Origin of the sequence: Streptomyces sp. NPDC098781 (assembly GCF_044759995.1) — a bacterium.
In the GTDB taxonomy this organism is placed as follows: domain Bacteria; phylum Actinomycetota; class Actinomycetes; order Streptomycetales; family Streptomycetaceae; genus Streptomyces.
Genome location: NZ_JBIWAK010000001.1, coordinates 210598 through 228863 on the forward strand (window position 1 = coordinate 210598; position 18266 = coordinate 228863).

The following is an 18266-nucleotide window of genomic DNA, read 5'->3' on the forward strand; positions in this document are numbered from 1 at the left end:
GGTCAGGTCGCCGTCACCGCCCCCGGGAGGGTCACTTGACCCGGCCGTACCAGACGCTCCTGGTCCAGATCCGCTGAAGTTTCACGACGTCCCCGGACTTCGGGGAGTGCCAGATCCTGCCCTTCCCGGCGTAGATGCCGACGTGGTAGACGTACGACCCCGAGTGGAAGAACACCAGGTCCCCGGCCTTGCGGTTCTTGGCGGAGATGTGGCGCGTCTTGTTGTACTGCTGGGCCGCCGTACGAGGCAGCTTCTTGCCGGCCTTCTTGTACGAGTACAGCGTGAGCCCGGAGCAGTCGAACCGGTTCGGCCCGGTGGCGCCCCACCTGTAGGGGGCGCCCTTCTTCGAGGCCGCGACCTTGAGTGCCTTCGACGCCGGCGTGGCGGCCTCGGCCTCGGAGGTGAAGCCGGGTGCCACTATCGAGCCGCCCACTGCGGCGATGGTGAGAGCCGAAGCCGTTCCGGCCCGGACCATGAGCGACGGGACACGATTGAGCGCAGTCATGCGCAACCCTTCGTCAGCCGCCTGAGAAGGATGACCTGTCGGATTCGGGCTGGCGAAGTTGCCCGGCCGCGAGGTCGCGGCTTCACCCCAAGGGCTGCTCGGTTCGAACGAACGTCCGCTCCGGCGACCCGTCTTGCTCGGGTCCTCCACTCCTGCCGATCCACTCCTGTCGACCGGGCATCCGGGCGGCGGCAGGACTCGGCGTCCGCCCGGACCGCCCCGCCGCTGTGGCGGGGGCTTGTCGTCAGTCAGGGATCTTGACGCACGGATGAGCGAAATACCCAACGGAATCGGGGATTTGTGGGGTTACTCACCACTCACCCGTTCGGGTGGGTGCCCCCCGGCGTGCGCGGGTGTCCAGGGGGCCGAGGAGTCCCGGACCAGCGGCGGAACACCCAAATCCGCCTGGCGGTACTACCTGTTGCGCAACCTTGACGGGCGCGAAAAAGGGCGGGCGACTACGCCGAAAGGGGGTACCCCGTTCGGTCCGTTTCGGCTCGCATCCGGACGCCTCGTCAGTGGGTCGAAGCGTCCGGAATCGCCTGTGTGCGTCGTCAACTGTCGGAGCGCGGCGGCACCGTGACACGAGCCGTCCGGCGCTCTCCGTCCAGCACGCGCAACGCACGCGCCAGCGTGGGGGCGTGCAGCTCCGTCTCGCCACGCCGGTGCATCAGCGCCAGCGCGTCCCGCAGCTCGGCCGCCTTGCTCACGAGCGCCTGGGCCGCACGCAGTCCGCGATAGGTGTCGCCGTGCTGGGCCGGGTTGATCCGGCCGAGCAGGTCCACCACGTCGAGGTAACGGTCGATCAGCTCGCCTCCGCGCGGGTCAGCGCGGGCAGCGGCGGCAACTCGGGTGGCAGCACCGGCCGATCACCGCCCCGTGGGCGACGCGAGCGTGGCTTTGCGGTGGGGGATGATGCGGTCCACCAGCCCGTACTCCAGGGCCTCTTCGGCGGTGAGGATCTTGTCCCGCTCGATGTCCTCGGCCACCTGCGTGCGGCTGCGGCCGGTGTGTTCGGCGAGCATCTCCTCCAGGCGGGCACGGACGCGCGTCAGTTCCTCGGCCTGGATCGCCAGATCGCTTGCCTGCCCCTGGACCGGTTCGGGCAGGCCCGGCTGATGGATCACCACCCGGGCCCCGGGCAGTGCGAACCGCTTGCCGGGCGTGCCCGCGGCCAGCAGTACGGCGGCGGAGGAGCCGGCCTGGCCCAGGCAGACCGTCTCCACGTCGCAGGCGACGAACCGCATCGTGTCGTAGATCGCCGACATCGCGCTGAACGAGCCGCCGGGTGAATTGACGTACAGCGAGATGTCCTGGTCCGGGTCCTTGTGCTCCAGGTACATGAACTGCGCCATCACGTCGTTCGCCGAGGTGTCGTCGACCGGTGTGCCGAGGAAGACGATCCGTTCCTCCAGCAGCTTGGAATACGGATCCTGCGTCCTGAGGCCTGAGCTCGTGCGTTCGGTGAACTCGGGCAGTACGTAGCGGGCGGACGGTCGGGTCATGACTCACGCTCCCTTGCCGGGGTGCCTGTAAAAAATGTACAGGACGTACATGACGTAATGTGGGGAGCATGGCCTACGAGATTCCGGTGACGCAAGCCCGGGCTGAACTCGCCGACCTCATCAACCGAGTGGTGTACGGCGGCGAGCGCGTCGTCGTGACGCGGCACGGCAAGCCCCTGATCGCCCTTGTCTCCGCCGCTGACCTGGAGCGACTCGACGCCCTCGACGCCCCCGCCGACGACCAGGTGATCGGCGCGGTCTCCCGCGTCCACGAGGTCGCGTCCGCTCCCCGTGAACACCGGCGCTTCGGCATCGCCGCGGAGCACCGGGGGCCGAACCCCTCCTAGCGCGGGCCGGCCCCTCCCCAGCGCGCACAACGAGACCGTGCACCCCCGTCCGCTACAGCGGGGGCGCACGGTCGGTTCGGTGTGGTCGGGGGTCAGCCGACGGGCGCCAGTTCGCGGTCGGTGGCGGGCTCGGTGGTGGTCCTGCGGGCCTTGAGCGCGGCGCCGAGCAGTACCGCACTGAGTCCCAGTGCGGCCCACCAGGCCAGCGTCAGGGCCGGGCCGGTCGCCGCGGCGCCGTCGAAGAAGGACACCGAGCGCAGCAGGGTCGTGCCCGCGCCCGGCGGCAGCCACTGGCCGATCGCGCCGGCCGGCTCGGGCAGCATCTGCGGGGCCGAGGCGGCGCCGGAGAAGGGGTTGCCGAACAGCATCACCGTGCCGGCCACGATCCCGATGCCGGCGGTGCCGACGAGCGCGGCCAGTCCCGCCACGCCGGCGCTCACGGCCAGCGTCGCCAGCGCCAGGACCCCGGCCTCCGCCCACCAGTCGCCGGTGAGCACGCCCAGCCAGCTGTGCGCGATCGCCGCCGCGACCACGCCGATCAGCGCGGCGGCCACGACCAGCGCGCTCGCGGCGCGGATGCCCCGCAGCCCGAGCAGGGTCACCGCGGCGCCGGCCGCCATGCCGGCCAGGGCGAGCGGCAGGACGCTCGCGTTCAGGGCCGCGCCGCGCGGGTCGTTCTCGGGGGCGGGCACGACGTCGACGGTCTTGACCTGGGTGCCCTCGGCGGCGGCCTGCTGGGTCACCGCCTGCTGTAGGAGCTGGGCGACGACGGGGCTCGCGGCCGACGCGGTCAGCAGCTTCGGGCCCTCCGGAGTCACGACGACGGCGCCGTACACGGTCCGGTCCTCGACAGCCTCACGGGCGGCGGTCTCGTCGGCGTAGCGGTGGAGGTCGAACGCGCCCTCGTTCCGCTCGAGTCGCTGCTCGACCTGGGCCGTGGCGGCGGCCGGTCCCGCCACGCCGAGCGGCAGGTCGCGCGGGGCCGTGCGGGCGGCCGGCCAGGCGAACGCCCACAAAGCGAGCGCGGCGAGGACGGGGACGAGCACGACGATCGCGATCAGGCGTCGGGGGGCCGCCGTGTGCCTGGGGCGCGGTGTAGCGGAGGGCGTGGACATGGAGGCTCCCTGGACGTCTGAGGGTGGTGGCTGGAGGTCGCTTCTGCGACGGCTAAAAAGAAGGATCGTTCGTTTTGCTGACGCCACCACCGTCCTCCCGACCTCGCTCCCTTGTCAAGAAGGAATGTTCGTTTTAGTTTTGGACCATGGCCCGCGTATCCCAGGAACACCTCGACGCCCGCCGCCGGCAGATCCTCGACGGCGCCTCGATCTGCTTCGCCCGCAACGGCTTCCACGCCACGTCCATGCAGGACGTGCTGAAGGAGGTCGACCTGTCGGCAGGCGCGGTGTACCGCTACTTCAGCGGCAAGGAGGAGCTGATCGGCGCGATCGTCTCCGAGGTGCTCGGCTCGGTCCGCGCGGCCTTCGAGGAGGCGGCGCGCCAGACCCCGCCCCCGCCGCCGGACGAACTCGTCACCTCCGTGCTCGGCCGGACACTCGCCGCCCGCGAGTCCCTGGTCGTCGACGGCCGGCCCGCGTTTCCGCGGCTCGTCGTCCAGGTGTGGACGGAGACCCTGCGCAACGAGGAGCTGGCGGCGATCCTCAGGGAGGGCTATCTGTCGGTGCGCGCGGCCTGGGGGCAGATCGTCGAGGGCTACCAGAAGGCCGGGATGATGCGGGCCGACGTGGCGCCCGACGATGTGGCGCGCACGATGATCGCGTCCGTGCTGGGCTTCATCGCCCAGCAGTCCCTCTTCGGGCCCGCCCCGGTCGAGGTGCTCCGGGACGGTCTGCGCGCGCTGATGAGCATGCGGGACGACGGCTCCGTAACCGGCTGATCACAGCTTGGTTAACTTGCCCGAAACGCGGTCCAACTAGCCTGCGGATCCACGCCACCAGGGACTTCGGCCCGGTGGCCGCGGAAACCGGACCCCGCACGGTCCGGAGCGAGGACTGTGAGGTGGGACGTGCAACTGACCCCGCACGAGCAAGAGCGACTGCTCATCCACGTGGCGGCCGACGTCGCCGAGAAGCGCCGGGCCCGCGGGCTCAAGCTCAACCACCCCGAGGCGGTCGCCCTCATCACCTCGCACATCCTGGAGGGCGCGCGCGACGGCCGCACCGTCGCCGAGCTGATGTCCTCCGGCCGCAAGCTGCTCACCCGCGACGACGTCATGGCGGGCATCCCCGAGATGATCCACGACGTCCAGGTCGAGGCGACCTTCCCGGACGGCACCAAACTCGTCACCGTCCACGACCCGATCGTGTGAAGGGGGCCTCGATGATTCCCGGAGAGATCCTCTTCGCCGACGGCCCGATCGCATACAACGAGGGCCGGGAGGTCACCCGTCTCACCGTCCTCAACACCGCCGACCGGCCCGTCCAGGTCGGCTCCCACTACCACTTCGCGGAGGCCAACCCGGGCCTGGAGCTCGACCGTGCCGCCGCCCGCGGCAAGCGGCTGAACATCGCCGCCGGCACCGCCGTACGCTTCGAGCCCGGCATCCCCGTCGAGGTCGAGCTCGTCCCGCTCACCGGCGCCCGGGTCGTGCCCGGTCTGCGCGCCGAGACCGGAGGTGCCCTCGATGCCTGAGATCTCCCGCGCCGCGTACGCCGACCTGTTCGGCCCGACGACCGGTGACCGCATCCGGCTCGCCGACACCGATCTGCTGGTCGAGATCGAGGAGGACCGCTCCGGCGGTCCCGGACTCGCCGGGGACGAGGCCGTGTTCGGCGGTGGCAAGGTGATCCGCGAGTCCATGGGCCAGTCCCGGGCCACGCGCGCCGAGGGCACCCCGGACACCGTGATCACCGGCGTCGTGATCGTCGACCACTGGGGCATCGTCAAGGCCGACGTCGGCATCCGCGACGGCCGGATCACCGGCATCGGCAAGGCGGGCAACCCCGACACCATGGACGGGGTGCACCCGGACCTGGTCATCGGCCCCGAGACCGAGATCATCGCGGGCAACGGACGGATCCTCACCGCCGGTGCCATCGACGCGCACGTCCACTTCATCTGCCCCCAGATCGCCGACGAGGCCCTCGCCTCCGGCATCACCACGCTCGTCGGCGGCGGCACCGGACCCGCCGAGGGCTCCAAGGCGACCACCGTCACCCCCGGCCCCTGGCATCTGGCCCGGATGCTGGAGGCGATGGAGGAACACCCCGTCAACGTCGGCCTGTTGGGCAAGGGCAACACCGTCTCCCACGAGGCGATGCTGTCCCAGATCCGCGGCGGCGCGCTCGGCCTCAAGCTGCACGAGGACTGGGGCTCCACGCCGGCCGTCATCGACGCCTCGCTGACCGTCGCCGACCGGACCGGCATCCAGGTCGCCATCCACACCGACACACTGAACGAGGCCGGCTTCGTCGGCGACACGCTCGCCGCCATCGGCGGCCGGGGCATCCACGCGTACCACACCGAGGGTGCGGGCGGCGGGCACGCGCCGGACATCATGACCGTAGTCTCCGAGCCGCACGTGCTGCCCAGCTCGACCAACCCGACGCGGCCGTTCACCGTCAACACCGCCGAGGAACACCTCGACATGCTGATGGTGTGCCACCACCTCAACGCGGCCGTCCCCGAGGACCTCGCCTTCGCCGAGTCCCGGATCCGGCCGTCGACCATCGGGGCGGAGGACATACTGCACGACCTCGGCGCGATCTCGATCATCTCCTCCGACTCGCAGGCCATGGGGCGGGTGGGCGAGGTCGTCATGCGGACCTGGCAGAGCGCGCATGTGATGAAGCGGCGGCGCGGCGCGCTGCCGGGGGACGGACGGGCCGACAACCTCCGGGTGCGGCGGTACGTGGCCAAGTACACGATCAACCCCGCGCTCGCGCAGGGCCTCGGCCGCGAGATCGGCTCCGTGGAGAGCGGCAAGCTCGCCGACCTGGTGCTGTGGGAGCCGGCGTTCTTCGGGGTCAAGCCGCAGCTCGTCATCAAGGGCGGGCAGATCGCGTACGCGCAGATGGGCGACGCCAACGCCTCGATCCCCACCCCGCAGCCGATCCTGCCCCGACCGATGTTCGGCGCGATCGGGCGGGCCCCGGCGTCCAACTCGGTCAACTTCGTGGCGCCGCTCGCCGTCGAGGACGGGCTCCCGGAGCGGCTCCAGCTCGGGAAGCGGTTCGTGGCCATCGAGTCGACGCGCGGTGTCACCAAGGCCGACATGCGGGAGAACGACGCGCGCCCGGATGTGCGGATCGACCCCGACAGCTTCGCCGTGCACATCGACGGGGAGCTGGTCGAGGCCGCTCCGGCCGCCGAACTGCCCATGGCCCAGCGCTACTTCCTCTTCTGATGTCGCGCGCGGCACTGCTCGTCCTGGCCGACGGGCGTTTCCCCGCCGGAGGGCACGCGCACTCCGGCGGGGCGGAGGCGGCGGTCAAGGCGGGGCGGATCACCGACGCCGCCGGCCTGGAGGACTTCTGCCGGGGGCGGTTGCACACCGCCGGGCTGGTCGCGGCCTCGCTCGCCGCGGCCGCCGCGCTCGGCGTCGACGCGGTCGCTCTGGACGAGGCGGCCGACGCGCGCACACCGTCGCCCGCCCTGCGGCTGGCCGCGCGCAAGCTCGGCCGGCAGCTGACCCGGGCGGCTCGGGCGACCTGGCCGTCGGCCGAACTCGACGCCCTGGCAAGTCGGTTCCCCAAGGGCGCCCATCAGCCGGTCGTGCTGGGGACCGTGGCCCGCGCGGCGGGGCTGGGGGCGGTCGAGGCGGCGTACTGCGCGGCGTACGAGAGCGTGAGCGGGCCGGCGAGTGCGACGGTGCGGCTGCTGAGCCTCGACCCCTTCGACGCCACGGCTGTGCTGGCCCGGTTGGCGCCCGAGGTGGACCGGGTCGTGGACCGGGGGGTGGAGGCCGGGCGCCGGGTGACCGAGGGCGGGGTCGATGAACTACCGGCGGTGTCGGGGGCGTTGCTGGAGATCGGGGCGGAGGTGCACGCCGCTTGGCCGGTGCGGCTCTTCGCGTCGTAGCGAGCACCCCCCCGGCCATCCCGCCGGGTCAGTCCCCTCTAGATCCGTAGATCTCATAGCGAAGGAGCGCCATGCACCTCGACCACTCCCACCAGGGCCCCGCTGCCGTCAGCGCCGACGCCCGCCGTCCCGACGGATCGCGCCGGGCCCTGCGGATCGGGCTCGGTGGACCCGTCGGGTCAGGGAAGACGGCGACCGTCGCGGCGCTGTGCCGGGTCCTGCGGGACGAACTGTCCCTGGCCGTCGTCACGAACGACATCTACACGCGGGAGGACGCCGAGTTCCTGTTGCGGGAGGCCGTGCTGCCGCCCGAGCGGATCACGGCGGTGGAGACGGGGGCCTGTCCGCACACCGCGATCCGGGACGACATCTCCGCGAACCTCGAAGCCGTCGAGGATCTGGAGGACGAGGTCGGGCCGCTCGATCTCATCCTCGTCGAGTCCGGCGGTGACAATCTGACCGCCACCTTCTCCAAGGGGCTCGTCGACGCCCAGATCTTCGTGATCGACGTGGCCGGAGGCGACGACATCCCCCGCAAGGGCGGTCCCGGGGTCACCACCGCCGACCTGCTCGTCGTCAACAAGACGGACCTCGCGCCGTACGTCGGCTCCGACCTGGCCCGGATGGCCGCGGACGCCAAGGCGCAGCGCGCCGAACTGCCGGTCGTCTTCCAGTCGTTGCGCAGCGAACCGGGTGTGACGGACGTCGCCGGCTGGGTGCGGGCACAACTCGCGGCGTGGACCAGGTGAGGGTACGGGCGCTCGCGCGGATCGTCGCCCGGGACGACGGGCGGGGCGGCACGGCGCTGCCCGTCCTCGACGGCGGCGGACCCCTGGCGCTCCGGCGGACCCGGGGGAGCGGCGCCGAGGCGCGGGTCGTGCTCGTCGGCGCGATGAGCGGGCCGCTGGGCGGGGATCACTTCACCGTCGAGGCCGATGTGGAACAGGGCGCCCGGCTGCGCGTCGGATCGGCGGCGGCCACCATCGCGCTGCCGGGGCAGGGCAAGGACGAGGCCCGCTACGACGTACGGCTGTCCGTGGCCGACGGCGGTGAACTGCACTGGCTGCCCGAGCAGTTGATCGCCGCCCGGGGCAGCGATCTGACCGTGATGACCCGCGTCGACGTCGGTGCGGCCGGGCGGCTGGTGCTGCGTGAGGAGCAGGTGCTCGGGCGCGCGGGGGAGGAGCCCGGCCGACTCAACAGCCGGATCCGGGTGCGGGTCGCGGGGCGGATGGTGCTCGACCAGGAGTTGGCCTGTGGGCCCGGTGCGCCGGGTGGCTGGGACGGTCCCGCGGGGCTGGGTGGGTGTCGTGCCGTGGGGCAGTTGGTCGTCGTGCGGCCGGAGTTCGCGCGGGCCCCGGTGGCGGCCGGGGTGCTGGGGGGCGGTGCCGCGGTGATGCCGCTTGCCGGGCCGGCCGTTCTGGTCAGCGCGGTGGCGGATGATGCGTTGCGGTTGCGTGGGTTGCTCGACGAGGCCTTGGCGTCACTGGGGTGAGGGCCGCCGGCCCACGCGGTCGGCGGCGTCGGGTCAGCGGCTGGGCAGCCGGAGGAACCTGCGCTCCTTGTCCGCCTTGGCGGCGGTCTCCTCGGCCTTGACGACCGCCGCGTACTGGTCGACGTACTCCTGCTCGGACAGCGACAGGATCGCGTACATGATCTCGTCGGTGATGGCGCGCAGGATGGCCTTCTCGTTCTCCATGCCGTCGTAGCGGGAGAAGTCCAGGGGCTCGCCGAAGCGGATCTTCACGGGGTGGATGTTCGGGATGACCTTGCCCGGAGGCTGCGCCTCGAAGGTGCCGATCATCGCGCAGGGGATGACGGGGACCTTTGCCTTCAGGGCCATCACGGCGACGCCGACCTTGCCCTTGTAGAGGCGGCCGTCGTGCGAGCGGGTGCCCTCGGGGTAGATGCCGAGCAGTTCGTCCTTGCTCAGGACGCCGAGGCCCTCGCGGATCGCGGCCTGGCCCGCCTCCTTGCCGGTGCGGTCGACCGGGATCTGTCCGGCGCTGCGGAAGAAGGCGGCGGTCAGCCGGCCCTTGATGCCGGGGCCGGTGAAGTACTCCTTCTTCGCGAGGAAGGTGATGCGCCGCTTGAGTATCGCCGGCATCAGGAAGTGGTCCGAGAAGGACAGGTGGTTGCCCGCGATGATGGCCGCGCCCGTGGCCGGCACGTGCTCCAGGCCCTCTATTCGAGGCCGGAAGACCAGTCTCAGCAGCGGTCCCAACAGCACGTATTTCAGTACGTAGTAGAACAAGGGGGGCGCTCCTCACTCGGGGGGATCAGCTCGGGCCGCCGTGTTCTGGCAGGTCAACCAGCGTGCCGTGGGGGTGCCAGTGTAGGCGCAGGGGTGGGCCGCCGGAACCGGGCCGGGACGGACGGATACCGACCCATACCGATGTTCCTGACTGGATGTCAGGTGGACGTCGGACCGGTGTCGTTCGCGGATGGGGAGGGCCGCCGGACCAGCCTGGTGTTCCGGGTCGGGCCGCGGCAACCCGCCTGCGGCGATTGGCGTGATCGTGATCCACGGCTGGCAGGTGCCCGGCCCTTGCGAGGCACGGGTGCGTCTGCTCGTCCATCACAGCCGCACGATGATCAGCGCCGTGTCGTCCGTCGCGCCGCCCGGCGGCAACAGCTCCAGCAGAACGGCGTCGGCGAGGGACTCCGGGTCGGCCGTGCGATGGCGGACGAGGGAGTCGGCGAGACGAGACAGTCCCGTGTCGATGTCCTCGCGGCGGCGTTCGACCAGGCCGTCGGTGTACAGCGCGAGTGTGGCGCCGCTGGTGTAGGAGACCAGCGCCTCGGGTCTCGGCCTCGGGTCGGGACGGGCGTCCAGCGGAGGATCGGTGGCCAGGTCCAGGAACTCCACCCGGCCGTCGGCGTGCACCAGGCAGGGCGGCGGATGTCCGGCGCTGCTGTAGGTGATGGTGTGGGCGTCGAAGTCGATGAACGTCGTGACCGCGGTGGCCGACTCGGCGCCGTCGACGACATGCGCGTACCGCCCCAGCACGTCCAGCGCCTGGGCCGGTCCGTCGGCGACGCGTGACGCGGCGCTGAGCGCGCTGCGCAGCTGCCCCATCACGCCGGCCGCCTCCAGACCGTGCCCGACCACGTCGCCCACCGCGACCCCGATCCGGTTGCCGCCGACCAGATCGACCAGGTCGTACCAGTCCCCGCACACGTTCAGTGCGCCGACCGCGGGCCGGTAGCGCACCGCGGCCCGGTGGTTGCCGACCTGCCGGCGGGCGGGCAGCATCGCCTCCTGCAACGCCAGGGCCACCTCGCGCTCGCGGGCGTGGGACTGCCGCAGCCGTTCGTTGAGGTCCTGGAGCTCACGCGCCCGGGTGTACAGCTCGGCCTCCAGCACGCGGGCCCGGCTGTCGCCGCCGGTGCCGCCGCGCAGCCGGATGAGCTCGGTGACCTCCTCCACCCGGTGCACGAGGAGCGCCACGTTGCCGTCGGGACCGAAGACGGGCGCGTTGACCGGGCTCCAGTACCGCTCCTCCCACTCGCCGGGGTGCAGCGGGTCCTCCACGTCGTAGCGCTGCAACGCCATGGCGTCGCGCTCGCCGCCGGCCAGCACGCGCAGCAACGACTTGTGGAGGTTGCGCATGCCGGTGGCGGTGGTGTCGTTGGGGTTGTCGGGGAAGACGTCGAAGAGATACCGGCCGATCAGCTCTTCGCGCATACGTCCGGACAGGCGCTGGAAGTCCTTGTTGGCGTCGGCGTAGACCAGCTCCGGGGTCAGTAGCGCCACCATCCCCGGCAGTCCCTGGAACACCGCCTCGTAGTCGATCGCCGTCTCGTTCATGGCTCCCGCCTCACCACCGGGATCTGACCAGTTTCCCACGCCATGCGGCGTATGTATGGATGTACTACATCTGCACGGATTCGTCAGGTCAGGCCAAGGGGTCGGTCAGGGGCTGCTCCGCCCAGATGATCTTCCCCTCGGGCACGAACCGTGTGCCCCACTGCTGTGTGAACTGGGAGACCAGCAGCAACCCGCGCCCGCCCTCGTCCGTGGTGCGGGGATGGCGCAGATGGGGGGCCGTGGCACCGCCGTCGTAGACCTCGCAGAACAGGGCGCGCTCCCTGATCAGGCGCAGCCGGATGGGGCCGGTGGCGTACCGGATGGCGTTGGTGACCAGCTCGCTGACCACCAGTTCCGTCGTGAACGCCAGCTCTTCGAGCCCCCAGTCGGCCAGCTGCCGGGTCACGGTCTTACGGGCGTCGGCGACGGCTGCCGGGTCGGCGGCCAGGTCCCAGTCGGCGACCTGTTCGGCGCCCAGGAGCCGGGTGCGGGCCATGAGCAGGGCCACGTCGTCGTACGGGCGGGACGGGACGAGGGCCTCGACCACGGACCGGCAGCGCAGTTCGAGCGAGGCGGCGGGCCGCTCCAGGGCCTGCCGCAGCCGCTCCCGGTCGCTGTTCACGGCCCCCTCGTCCCCGCCGGCCAGCAGCCCGTCGGTGTGCAGGGCGAGCGTGCTGCCCTCCGCCAGCGCCAGCTCCACCGACTCGAAGGGCGGGCCGCCCACGCCGAGCGGCGGCCCCTGCGGCAGGTCCACGAAGGTGACGGTGCCGTCGGGCATGACGACGGCGGGCGCCGGATGGCCCGCGGCCGCCATCGTGCACGTCCCGTCGACCGGGTCGTAGACGATGTACACGCACCCGGAGCCCACCGACTGGGCGACGGCGGCCGCCTCCCCGCCCGCCTCGACGCTGTCCTCACGAGCCGAGCGCGCGACCACGTCGTCGAGGTGGGCCAGCACCTCCTCGGGCGGCAGATCCAGCGCGGCCAGCGTCCGTACGGCGGTCCGCAGTCCTCCCATGGCCGCGGCGGCGTCGATGCCGTGCCCGGGCACCTCGCCCACCACCAGGGCGACACGGGCGCCCGACAGCGGGATGACGTCGTACCAGTCGCCGCCCAGGCCGGTCAGTTCGTCGGCCGGCCGGTAGCAGGCGGACACCTCCACCGCCTCCTGTTCGGGCAGCCGGTGCGGCAGCAGGCTGCGTTGCAGGACGAGCGCCGCGTCGCGCTCGCGGGTGTAGCGCCGGGCGTTGTCGACGCAGACGGCGGCGCGGGAGACCAGGTCTTCCGCCAGGTGCAGGTCGTCCTCCTCGAAGGGCTCCTGACGATGGCGCCGGAAGAACGTGGTCAGGCCCAGGGTGATGCCCCGCGAGCGGATCGGCACGATCATCACGCTGTGCAGGCCCAGCTCCAGGAAGATGGCCGGCTGCCCGCCGTGCGCGTGCTCGGCCCATGCCTCGGCGAGCGGGTCCAGCTTCTCCTTGCGCCAGGACGTGGCGGTCCGCAGGGCACGGGTCGGAGGCGATTCGGCCGGATACGTGACCGGATCGCCGACGGCCACTACGGCCTGCGGCACGCCCTCGGCAACCGAACGCTGCCCGGCCCGCCGCAGCGGCATCGGATCGCTGTCGCCCGGCGGTCCGGGCTCGGGCTCCCCGCCCCGCAGCACCGACTCCAGCAGGTCCACGGTGACCAGGTCGGCGAGTCCGGGTACGGCCACCTCCGCCAGCTCCTGGGCGGTGCGCGTGATGTCGAGGGTGCGGCCGATGTGCTCGCCGGCCCGGTCGAGCAGGGCGAGGCGCTGTCGGGCGCGGTGCCGCTCGGTGATGTCCTCCACCGTGTAGTACACGCCGGTGGGGTGGCCGTGGCCGTCGTCGAGCCGGGTGAACGACATCATGTGGGCGGTCTCGCGCAGCGGGGCGGAGCGGGCGTGTCCGACGTGCTCGTAGCCGACGATCGCCACGCCGGTCTCCAGGACCTGGCGCATCTGTGTCTCGATGGACTCGGAGTCCAGGCCGGGCTGGATGTCGGCGAGCCGCAGACCGAGCCGGTGGGGTGGCGGGCCGCCGCCGTAGCGGGCGAGGGCGGCGTTCGACCAGACGTAGCGCAGCTCCGTGTCGACGATCGCTATGCCGACGGGGGAGCGGGCGACCATCTGCTCCAGGGTGTCGCGGCTCATGTCCCAGCCGGGGGCGTCCGCGAGCTCCGACAGCAGCACCAGCCAGCGGGAGGGGCCCTGGGCATCCTGGGCCGATGTGATCCGCACGTTCAGTCCGACCGGGGTACCGTCCGCGCGCAGGGCGGTGAGCAGCCCCACCCAGCCGCCCTCCGTGCGGCACCGCTCGATCAACTCCGGCACGCGCACCGCGTCCTCGGAGCTCAGCAGCTCGGCGACGCTCCTGCCCACCGCCTCGGAGGCGGTGTACGCCAGCAGCCGCTGCGCACTCCTGGTCCAACCCGTCACCAGGCCCCGCGCATCGACCAGCACGGGCGCGGCGTCCGCCACGTCGAACCCGTGCCGGGCAACGCCCTGCTCCTGCTCCTCGAATGTGCCCACGGCCGACCTCTCTGTCGCTGAGAGCGGTCTACCACCACTTGTCCCCATCTTCACCCTTCCGGCCGCCACTGCCTCTTTGTGGGGGCCGGGCGTGTGCGGGGTGTGAGGACGGGAGCGGTTTAAGGGCGCATTGCCTCCGGAGGGGAGCATCGGCGTGATCCGGGCACGTCCAGCGGCCCTGGCCGGGCAGGCGACTCGGACGCGCAGGTCGGGGTGGCCCGGTCGGCCGCACCTGCGGACGCCGAACCGGTACGGTCACCGCGTCCTGGCCCGGCGGCCGGGTACAGCCGGGTGCGGCCCGGTGTCGCGCCCGTCCGGATCAGCTGCCTGTCTTCCTCCGACAGCTCACCCACCGGGCGAGCCGACGACAGGCCCACGCAACTCCGCACGCCGGGTGCACGATCCACAGCGCGGACGCCAGCCCCGGGCAGCCCAACACGCCGGGCGCAGCACCCACGGAGCCGACGGCAGCCCCGCGCAGCCCAACACGCCGGGCGCAGCACCCACGGAGCCGACGGCAGCCCCGCGCAGCCCAACACGCCGGGCGACAATCCACGCGCCGAGACCCGGCAGCCCGACCCAGACGCACACAGCCGGGCCGCCGAGTCGCGTCGTCTACGCCAGCACCTTCTCCAGCGTCTCCAACGCCCCGGTCAGCTCCTCCGCGGTGATCGTCAGCGGCGGGGCCAGGCGGATCGTGGAGCCGTGGGTGTCCTTGACCAGGACGCCCTCGCGCATCAGGCGTTCGCCGATCTCGCGTCCGGTGCCGAACGCCGGGTCGATGTCGACGCCCGCCCACAGGCCCCGGGAGCGGAAGCCGACGACGCCCTTGCCGAGCAGGGCCGACAGGCCGTCCCGCAGGACCACGCCCAGTTCGGTCGCCCGGCGCTGGAACTCGCCCGTCTCCAGCAGCTCGACCACCGCCGTACCGACCGCGGCGGCCAGCGGGTTGCCGCCGAACGTGGAGCCGTGCTCGCCCGGCCGCAGGACGCCGAGGACGTCACGGCGGGCCACGACCGCCGACACCGGCACGATGCCGCCGCCCAGCGCCTTGCCGAGGAGCAGGACGTCGGGGACGACGCCCTCGTGCTCGACGGCCAGCGTGCGGCCCGTACGGCCGAGGCCCGACTGGATCTCGTCCGCGATGAACAGGCAGCCCTTGCGGCTGGTCAGCTCGCGCACCCCGGCGAGATAGCCCTGGTCGGGGATCAGGACACCCGCCTCGCCCTGGATCGGCTCCAGCAGCACCGCGGCCGTCGTCTCGTCGACCGCCGCCTCCAGCGCCGCGAGGTCGTTGTACGGCACGACCCGGAAGCCCGGCGTGAAGGGGCCGAAGCCCTGCCGCGCGGTCTCGTCCGTGGAGAACGACACGATCGTCGTCGTACGCCCGTGGAAGTTGTCCGCCGCGACCACGATCGTCGCCTGGTCGGCCGGGACGCCCTTCACGTCGTACGCCCACTTGCGGGCCACCTTGATGCCGCTCTCCACGGCCTCGGCGCCGGTGTTCATCGGGAGCACCATGTCCATGCCGGTCAGTGCCGAGAGGCGCTCGGCGAACTCGGCCAGCCGGTCGTTGTGGAAGGCGCGGGACGTCAGCGTCAGCCGGTCCAGCTGGGCGTGTGCCGCCTCGATCAGTGCCGGATGGCGGTGGCCGAAGTTCAGCGCCGAGTAGCCCGCGAGCATGTCCAGGTAGCGGCGGCCCTCCACGTCCTCGACCCAGGTGCCCTCGGCACGCGCGACGACCACCGGCAGCGGGTGGTAGTTGTGCGCCAGGACGGGCTCCTCGGCGCGGATCAGATCGGCGGAGGAACGGGTCTGCGCGGGCGCGGTCATGAGCGGATCTCCTGGGTGCAGCACTTGATGCCACCGCCGGCCTTGCGGAACTCCGAAAGGTCGACGGGGACGGGGACATAGCCGCGCTCGTCCAGCTGGGCGGCGAGCGCCTCGGCCTGCGGCGCGATGAAGACGTGATGACCGTCGGACACGGAGTTCAGGCCGAAGGCCGTCGCGTCGTCACGGGTGGCGAGCACCGCGTTCGGGTACAGCCGCGCGAGCACCTCACGGCTGCCCGCCGAGAACGCCTCCGGGTAGTAGGCGATGTTGTCGTCGTCGAGCACGAACAGCGCCGTGTCCAGGTGGTAGAAGAACGGATCCACCAGCGTCAGGCTGATCACCGGGTGGCCGAAGAACTCCTGCACCTCGCGGTGCGCCTCCCGGGTGGTGCGGAACCCGGTGCCGGCGAGCACATAGCGGCCCGTCCACACCAGGTCGCCCTCGCCCTCGCACACGGCCTCGGGCCGGTACACGTCGAAGCCCGCCGACTTGAACCACGTCTCGTAGTGCGTGGACTCGGGGCGGCGCTCGGGCGCGTGGAAGAGGGAACCGAAGACGCGGCCGCCGACGACGACCGCCGAGTTCGCGGCGAAGACCATGTCGGGGAGACCGGCGACCGGCTCCACGACGTCGACCGCGTGGCCATGGGAACGGTAGGCGCTGATCAGTGACCGCCACTGCTCATGGGCCAGATCGACGTCCACCCGGATGTCGGGCTGCATCCAAGGGTTGATCGCGTACTGCACGGCGAAATGTCTGGGTTCGCAGACCAGGAAGCGCCGCCGGCGCGGCACACGGGTTTCGGGCACAGAGGGGTTCCTCCGCTTCCTACGGTGTAGATGAGGATTGACTCCAAGGTAGGAAGGGACGCCGACGAGCGACAAGAAACAAGAAGTGCGTGTTCGCGCAGGAATGCTGCGTCTTCGACTCGCTCAGCGCACGACCGCTGCGTCACCCCACGACCCGGTGTCCTCCTCCTGAATGGCTTGGGTGGCCCCCGCTTCCGGACTCTCGGGGATGAGATGGGACAGCACCATGACGCTGATCGTCTTCCTGATGAACGGCTCGACGCGGATCCGCTCCAGCACCTCCTCGAAGTGCTCCACGTCCCGCGCCCGCACATGCAGCAACGCGTCCGCGCCCCCGGTCACCGTCATCGCCGCGGTGATCTCCGGATGGTTGCGCACCACCTCCGCCAGCCGCCGTGGCGGAGCCGCGCCCTCGCAGTACACCTCCACGTACGCCTCGGTACGCCAGCCCAGCGCCGACGGCTTCACCGTGGCCGTGAACCCGGTGATCACACCCGTGTCGCGCAGCCGGTCCACCCGCCGCTTCACCGCCGTCGCCGAGAGCCCGACACTCGTGCCGATCTCGGCGAAACTGGTCCGCGCGTTCGCCATCAGAGCCGTGATGATCTTCCGGTCGAGTTCGTCGAAGGAGGCAGCGCCGCTGTTCATGAGGGCACTGTAAGCGGCACGTCACCCGACGCAGACGTGCACGCGGACCACATGTCCAGGCGCGCTCATTGCTCTTACACTCCCGTTCATGCTGCGCGCCCTGGCTGTCGACGACGAACGCCCCTCGCTGGAGGAACTGCTCTACCTCCTGAACGCGGACCCGCGCATCGGCAGCGCGGAGGGCGCCGGCGACGCGACCGAGGCGCTGCGCCGGATCAACCGCGCGCTGGAGTCCGGTCCGCACGGCCCGGAGGCGATCGACGTCGTCTTCCTCGACATCAACATGCCCGGCCTGGACGGACTCGACCTCGCCCGGCTGCTCACCGGCCTCGCCAAGCCGCCGCTGGTCGTCTTCGTCACCGCCCACGAGGACTTCGCCGTCCAGGCCTTCGACCTCAAGGCCGTCGACTACGTCCTGAAACCGGTACGCAAGGAGCGGCTGGCCGAGGCGGTCCGTCGCGTCGGCGAACTGCGCGCCACCGAGCTGCGCGACACCGCGCCCCGAATACCCGTGAGCGAACCCGACCCCGACCTGATCCCGGTCGAGCTGGGTGGCGTGACCCGATTCGTCGCCGTCGAGGACATCACCCACGTCGAGGCCCAGGGCGACTACGCCCGTCTGCACACCGACCGGGGAAGCCACCTCGTCCGCATCCCGCTGTCCACCCTGGAGGAGCGCTGGCGCTCCCGCGGCTTCGTCCGCATCCACCGCCGCCACCTCGTCGCCCTGCGCCACATCGGCGAACTCCGCCTGGACGCGGGCACCGTCAGCGTCATGGTCGGCGCCGAGGAACTCCAGGTCAGCCGACGCCACGCGCGCGAGCTGCGCGATCTGCTCATGAGGAGGCCATGACGATGCCGCAGAGCCCCGCCGAACGCCGCGTGGTCGTCACCGGCCCGCCCCGGCGCCGCCGCCGGGTCTCCGGCTACTACCGGCCCCGCACCGAGATCGACGAGCAGACCACCCTCGGCCACACCTACGTCCGCTCCCTGATGCGCTCCCAACTCCGTGCCGGCCTCGCCGTGTTCGCGGTCCTCGGCCTGCTCATCGGCCCCCTGCCGCTGCTGTTCGCGGCCATGCCGGATGCCCGCGGCATGGAGTGGCTGGTGCTCGGATTCTGCCTCTACGCCCCGATGGTCCTCCTCGCCCGCTGGTACGTGCGGCGGGCCGAACGCAACGAGCGGGACTTCGTGCGTCTCGTCGAAGACCGCTGAGC

The 18266-nt window shown here is 71.7% G+C and carries 19 protein-coding genes, 1 pseudogene and 1 riboswitch; of the genes and pseudogenes, 10 read left to right on the forward strand and 10 right to left on the reverse strand.

The features are described from left to right. Positions 1 to 31 precede the first annotated feature (31 nt). The 3 genes and pseudogenes from ACIQWG_RS00965 to ACIQWG_RS00975 all read right to left on the reverse strand — a co-directional run bounded on the left by ACIQWG_RS00965 (position 32) and on the right by ACIQWG_RS00975 (position 2010). Positions 32 to 505 carry a C40 family peptidase gene (locus ACIQWG_RS00965; RefSeq protein ID WP_404088854.1) on the reverse strand — a complete coding sequence of 158 codons (474 nt, stop codon included), beginning with the start codon at positions 503 to 505 and terminating at the stop codon, positions 32 to 34. Between the two features lie 3 nt (positions 506 to 508). After that, a riboswitch (cyclic di-AMP (ydaO/yuaA leader) is annotated at positions 509 to 719 on the reverse strand. A 340-nt stretch (positions 720 to 1059) separates the two neighbouring features. Further along, a pseudogene (locus ACIQWG_RS00970) lies at positions 1060 to 1367 on the reverse strand (hypothetical protein). Positions 1368 to 1374: 7 nt separating this feature from the next. Next, positions 1375 to 2010, reverse strand: coding sequence for an ATP-dependent Clp protease proteolytic subunit (locus ACIQWG_RS00975; protein ID WP_404088856.1), 636 nt, complete (start codon positions 2008 to 2010; stop codon positions 1375 to 1377). A 68-nt stretch (positions 2011 to 2078) separates the two neighbouring features. Between ACIQWG_RS00975 and ACIQWG_RS00980 the strand changes: the two genes are divergently transcribed. Continuing rightward, the gene (locus tag ACIQWG_RS00980) at positions 2079 to 2357 is read left to right on the forward strand and encodes a type II toxin-antitoxin system Phd/YefM family antitoxin (RefSeq protein WP_404088858.1); all 279 of its coding nucleotides are present in this window, start codon (positions 2079 to 2081) and stop codon (positions 2355 to 2357) included. A gap of 92 nt (positions 2358 to 2449) precedes the next feature. Here ACIQWG_RS00980 and ACIQWG_RS00985 read toward each other — a convergent pair whose 3' ends face one another. Continuing rightward, positions 2450 to 3472, reverse strand: coding sequence for an ABC transporter permease (locus ACIQWG_RS00985; RefSeq protein ID WP_404088860.1), 1023 nt, complete (start codon positions 3470 to 3472; stop codon positions 2450 to 2452). Between the two features lie 146 nt (positions 3473 to 3618). Between ACIQWG_RS00985 and ACIQWG_RS00990 the strand changes: the two genes are divergently transcribed. From ACIQWG_RS00990 to ACIQWG_RS01020, 7 genes are all read left to right on the forward strand, one after another. Next, the gene (locus ACIQWG_RS00990) at positions 3619 to 4251 is read left to right on the forward strand and encodes a TetR/AcrR family transcriptional regulator (RefSeq protein ID WP_404088862.1); all 633 of its coding nucleotides are present in this window, start codon (positions 3619 to 3621) and stop codon (positions 4249 to 4251) included. Between the two features lie 129 nt (positions 4252 to 4380). After that, complete coding sequence (locus ACIQWG_RS00995) at positions 4381 to 4683, forward strand: urease subunit gamma (protein WP_037740020.1); 303 nt, start codon at positions 4381 to 4383, stop codon at positions 4681 to 4683. Between the two features lie 11 nt (positions 4684 to 4694). Next, positions 4695 to 5006 (forward strand): urease subunit beta, encoded by a 312-nt coding sequence (locus tag ACIQWG_RS01000; RefSeq protein ID WP_404088864.1) that lies wholly within the window; start codon positions 4695 to 4697, stop codon positions 5004 to 5006. Next, a complete protein-coding gene (locus ACIQWG_RS01005; RefSeq protein ID WP_404088866.1) occupies positions 4999 to 6720 on the forward strand; it encodes an urease subunit alpha in 1722 nt (573 codons plus the stop codon). Before ACIQWG_RS01000 ends, ACIQWG_RS01005 begins: the two co-directional genes overlap by 8 nt. Beyond that, a complete protein-coding gene (locus ACIQWG_RS01010) occupies positions 6720 to 7394 on the forward strand; it encodes an urease accessory protein UreF (RefSeq protein ID WP_404088868.1) in 675 nt (224 codons plus the stop codon). Before ACIQWG_RS01005 ends, ACIQWG_RS01010 begins: the two co-directional genes overlap by 1 nt. 71 nt (positions 7395 to 7465) lie before the next feature. Then, positions 7466 to 8143 (forward strand): urease accessory protein UreG, encoded by a 678-nt coding sequence (gene ureG / locus ACIQWG_RS01015; protein WP_404088870.1) that lies wholly within the window; start codon positions 7466 to 7468, stop codon positions 8141 to 8143. Beyond that, positions 8131 to 8889 carry an urease accessory protein UreD gene (locus tag ACIQWG_RS01020; protein ID WP_404088871.1) on the forward strand — a complete coding sequence of 253 codons (759 nt, stop codon included), beginning with the start codon at positions 8131 to 8133 and terminating at the stop codon, positions 8887 to 8889. The genes ureG and ACIQWG_RS01020 overlap by 13 nt, the downstream gene beginning before the upstream one ends. A 33-nt stretch (positions 8890 to 8922) precedes the next feature. Here ACIQWG_RS01020 and ACIQWG_RS01025 read toward each other — a convergent pair whose 3' ends face one another. The 6 genes from ACIQWG_RS01025 to ACIQWG_RS01050 all read right to left on the reverse strand — a co-directional run bounded on the left by ACIQWG_RS01025 (position 8923) and on the right by ACIQWG_RS01050 (position 17049). Next, complete coding sequence (locus tag ACIQWG_RS01025) at positions 8923 to 9648, reverse strand: lysophospholipid acyltransferase family protein (protein WP_404088872.1); 726 nt, start codon at positions 9646 to 9648, stop codon at positions 8923 to 8925. Positions 9649 to 9972: 324 nt separating this feature from the next. Continuing rightward, the gene (locus ACIQWG_RS01030) at positions 9973 to 11205 is read right to left on the reverse strand and encodes a PP2C family protein-serine/threonine phosphatase (RefSeq protein ID WP_404088873.1); all 1233 of its coding nucleotides are present in this window, start codon (positions 11203 to 11205) and stop codon (positions 9973 to 9975) included. A gap of 88 nt (positions 11206 to 11293) precedes the next feature. Continuing rightward, a complete protein-coding gene (locus ACIQWG_RS01035) occupies positions 11294 to 13759 on the reverse strand; it encodes a SpoIIE family protein phosphatase (RefSeq protein ID WP_404088875.1) in 2466 nt (821 codons plus the stop codon). 615 nt (positions 13760 to 14374) lie between these two features. Then, a complete protein-coding gene (gene rocD / locus ACIQWG_RS01040; RefSeq protein WP_404088877.1) occupies positions 14375 to 15592 on the reverse strand; it encodes an ornithine--oxo-acid transaminase in 1218 nt (405 codons plus the stop codon). Then, positions 15589 to 16401: a dimethylargininase gene (ddaH, locus tag ACIQWG_RS01045; protein WP_404088879.1), complete on the reverse strand. Its 813-nt coding sequence runs from the start codon at positions 16399 to 16401 to the stop codon at positions 15589 to 15591. Before ddaH ends, rocD begins: the two co-directional genes overlap by 4 nt. 123 nt (positions 16402 to 16524) lie before the next feature. Next, on the reverse strand, positions 16525 to 17049 hold the full coding sequence (locus ACIQWG_RS01050) for an Lrp/AsnC family transcriptional regulator (protein ID WP_404088880.1): 525 nt from the start codon (positions 17047 to 17049) through the stop codon (positions 16525 to 16527). A gap of 88 nt (positions 17050 to 17137) precedes the next feature. Between ACIQWG_RS01050 and ACIQWG_RS01055 the strand changes: the two genes are divergently transcribed. After that, a complete protein-coding gene (locus ACIQWG_RS01055) occupies positions 17138 to 17902 on the forward strand; it encodes a LytR/AlgR family response regulator transcription factor (protein ID WP_404088882.1) in 765 nt (254 codons plus the stop codon). Continuing rightward, a complete protein-coding gene (locus ACIQWG_RS01060; protein WP_404088884.1) occupies positions 17899 to 18264 on the forward strand; it encodes a hypothetical protein in 366 nt (121 codons plus the stop codon). Before ACIQWG_RS01055 ends, ACIQWG_RS01060 begins: the two co-directional genes overlap by 4 nt. Positions 18265 to 18266 lie beyond the last annotated feature (2 nt).

What these genes read in the sequence shown, in the direction of transcription:
- ACIQWG_RS00965 (WP_404088854.1), bottom strand. Translation starts at nt 505, where the DNA reads ATGACTGCGCTCAATCGTGTCCCGTCGCTCATGGTCCGGGCCGGAACG.
- ACIQWG_RS00975 (WP_404088856.1), bottom strand. Translation starts at nt 2,010, where the DNA reads ATGACCCGACCGTCCGCCCGCTACGTACTGCCCGAGTTCACCGAACGC.
- ACIQWG_RS00980 (WP_404088858.1), top strand. Translation starts at nt 2,079, where the DNA reads ATGGCCTACGAGATTCCGGTGACGCAAGCCCGGGCTGAACTCGCCGAC.
- ACIQWG_RS00985 (WP_404088860.1), bottom strand. Translation starts at nt 3,472, where the DNA reads ATGTCCACGCCCTCCGCTACACCGCGCCCCAGGCACACGGCGGCCCCC.
- ACIQWG_RS00990 (WP_404088862.1), top strand. Translation starts at nt 3,619, where the DNA reads ATGGCCCGCGTATCCCAGGAACACCTCGACGCCCGCCGCCGGCAGATC.
- ACIQWG_RS01000 (WP_404088864.1), top strand. Translation starts at nt 4,695, where the DNA reads ATGATTCCCGGAGAGATCCTCTTCGCCGACGGCCCGATCGCATACAAC.
- ACIQWG_RS01005 (WP_404088866.1), top strand. Translation starts at nt 4,999, where the DNA reads ATGCCTGAGATCTCCCGCGCCGCGTACGCCGACCTGTTCGGCCCGACG.
- ACIQWG_RS01010 (WP_404088868.1), top strand. Translation starts at nt 6,720, where the DNA reads ATGTCGCGCGCGGCACTGCTCGTCCTGGCCGACGGGCGTTTCCCCGCC.
- ureG (WP_404088870.1), top strand. Translation starts at nt 7,466, where the DNA reads ATGCACCTCGACCACTCCCACCAGGGCCCCGCTGCCGTCAGCGCCGAC.
- ACIQWG_RS01030 (WP_404088873.1), bottom strand. Translation starts at nt 11,205, where the DNA reads ATGAACGAGACGGCGATCGACTACGAGGCGGTGTTCCAGGGACTGCCG.
- rocD (WP_404088877.1), bottom strand. Translation starts at nt 15,592, where the DNA reads ATGACCGCGCCCGCGCAGACCCGTTCCTCCGCCGATCTGATCCGCGCC.
- ACIQWG_RS01050 (WP_404088880.1), bottom strand. Translation starts at nt 17,049, where the DNA reads ATGAACAGCGGCGCTGCCTCCTTCGACGAACTCGACCGGAAGATCATC.
- ACIQWG_RS01055 (WP_404088882.1), top strand. Translation starts at nt 17,138, where the DNA reads ATGCTGCGCGCCCTGGCTGTCGACGACGAACGCCCCTCGCTGGAGGAA.
- ACIQWG_RS01060 (WP_404088884.1), top strand. Translation starts at nt 17,899, where the DNA reads ATGACGATGCCGCAGAGCCCCGCCGAACGCCGCGTGGTCGTCACCGGC.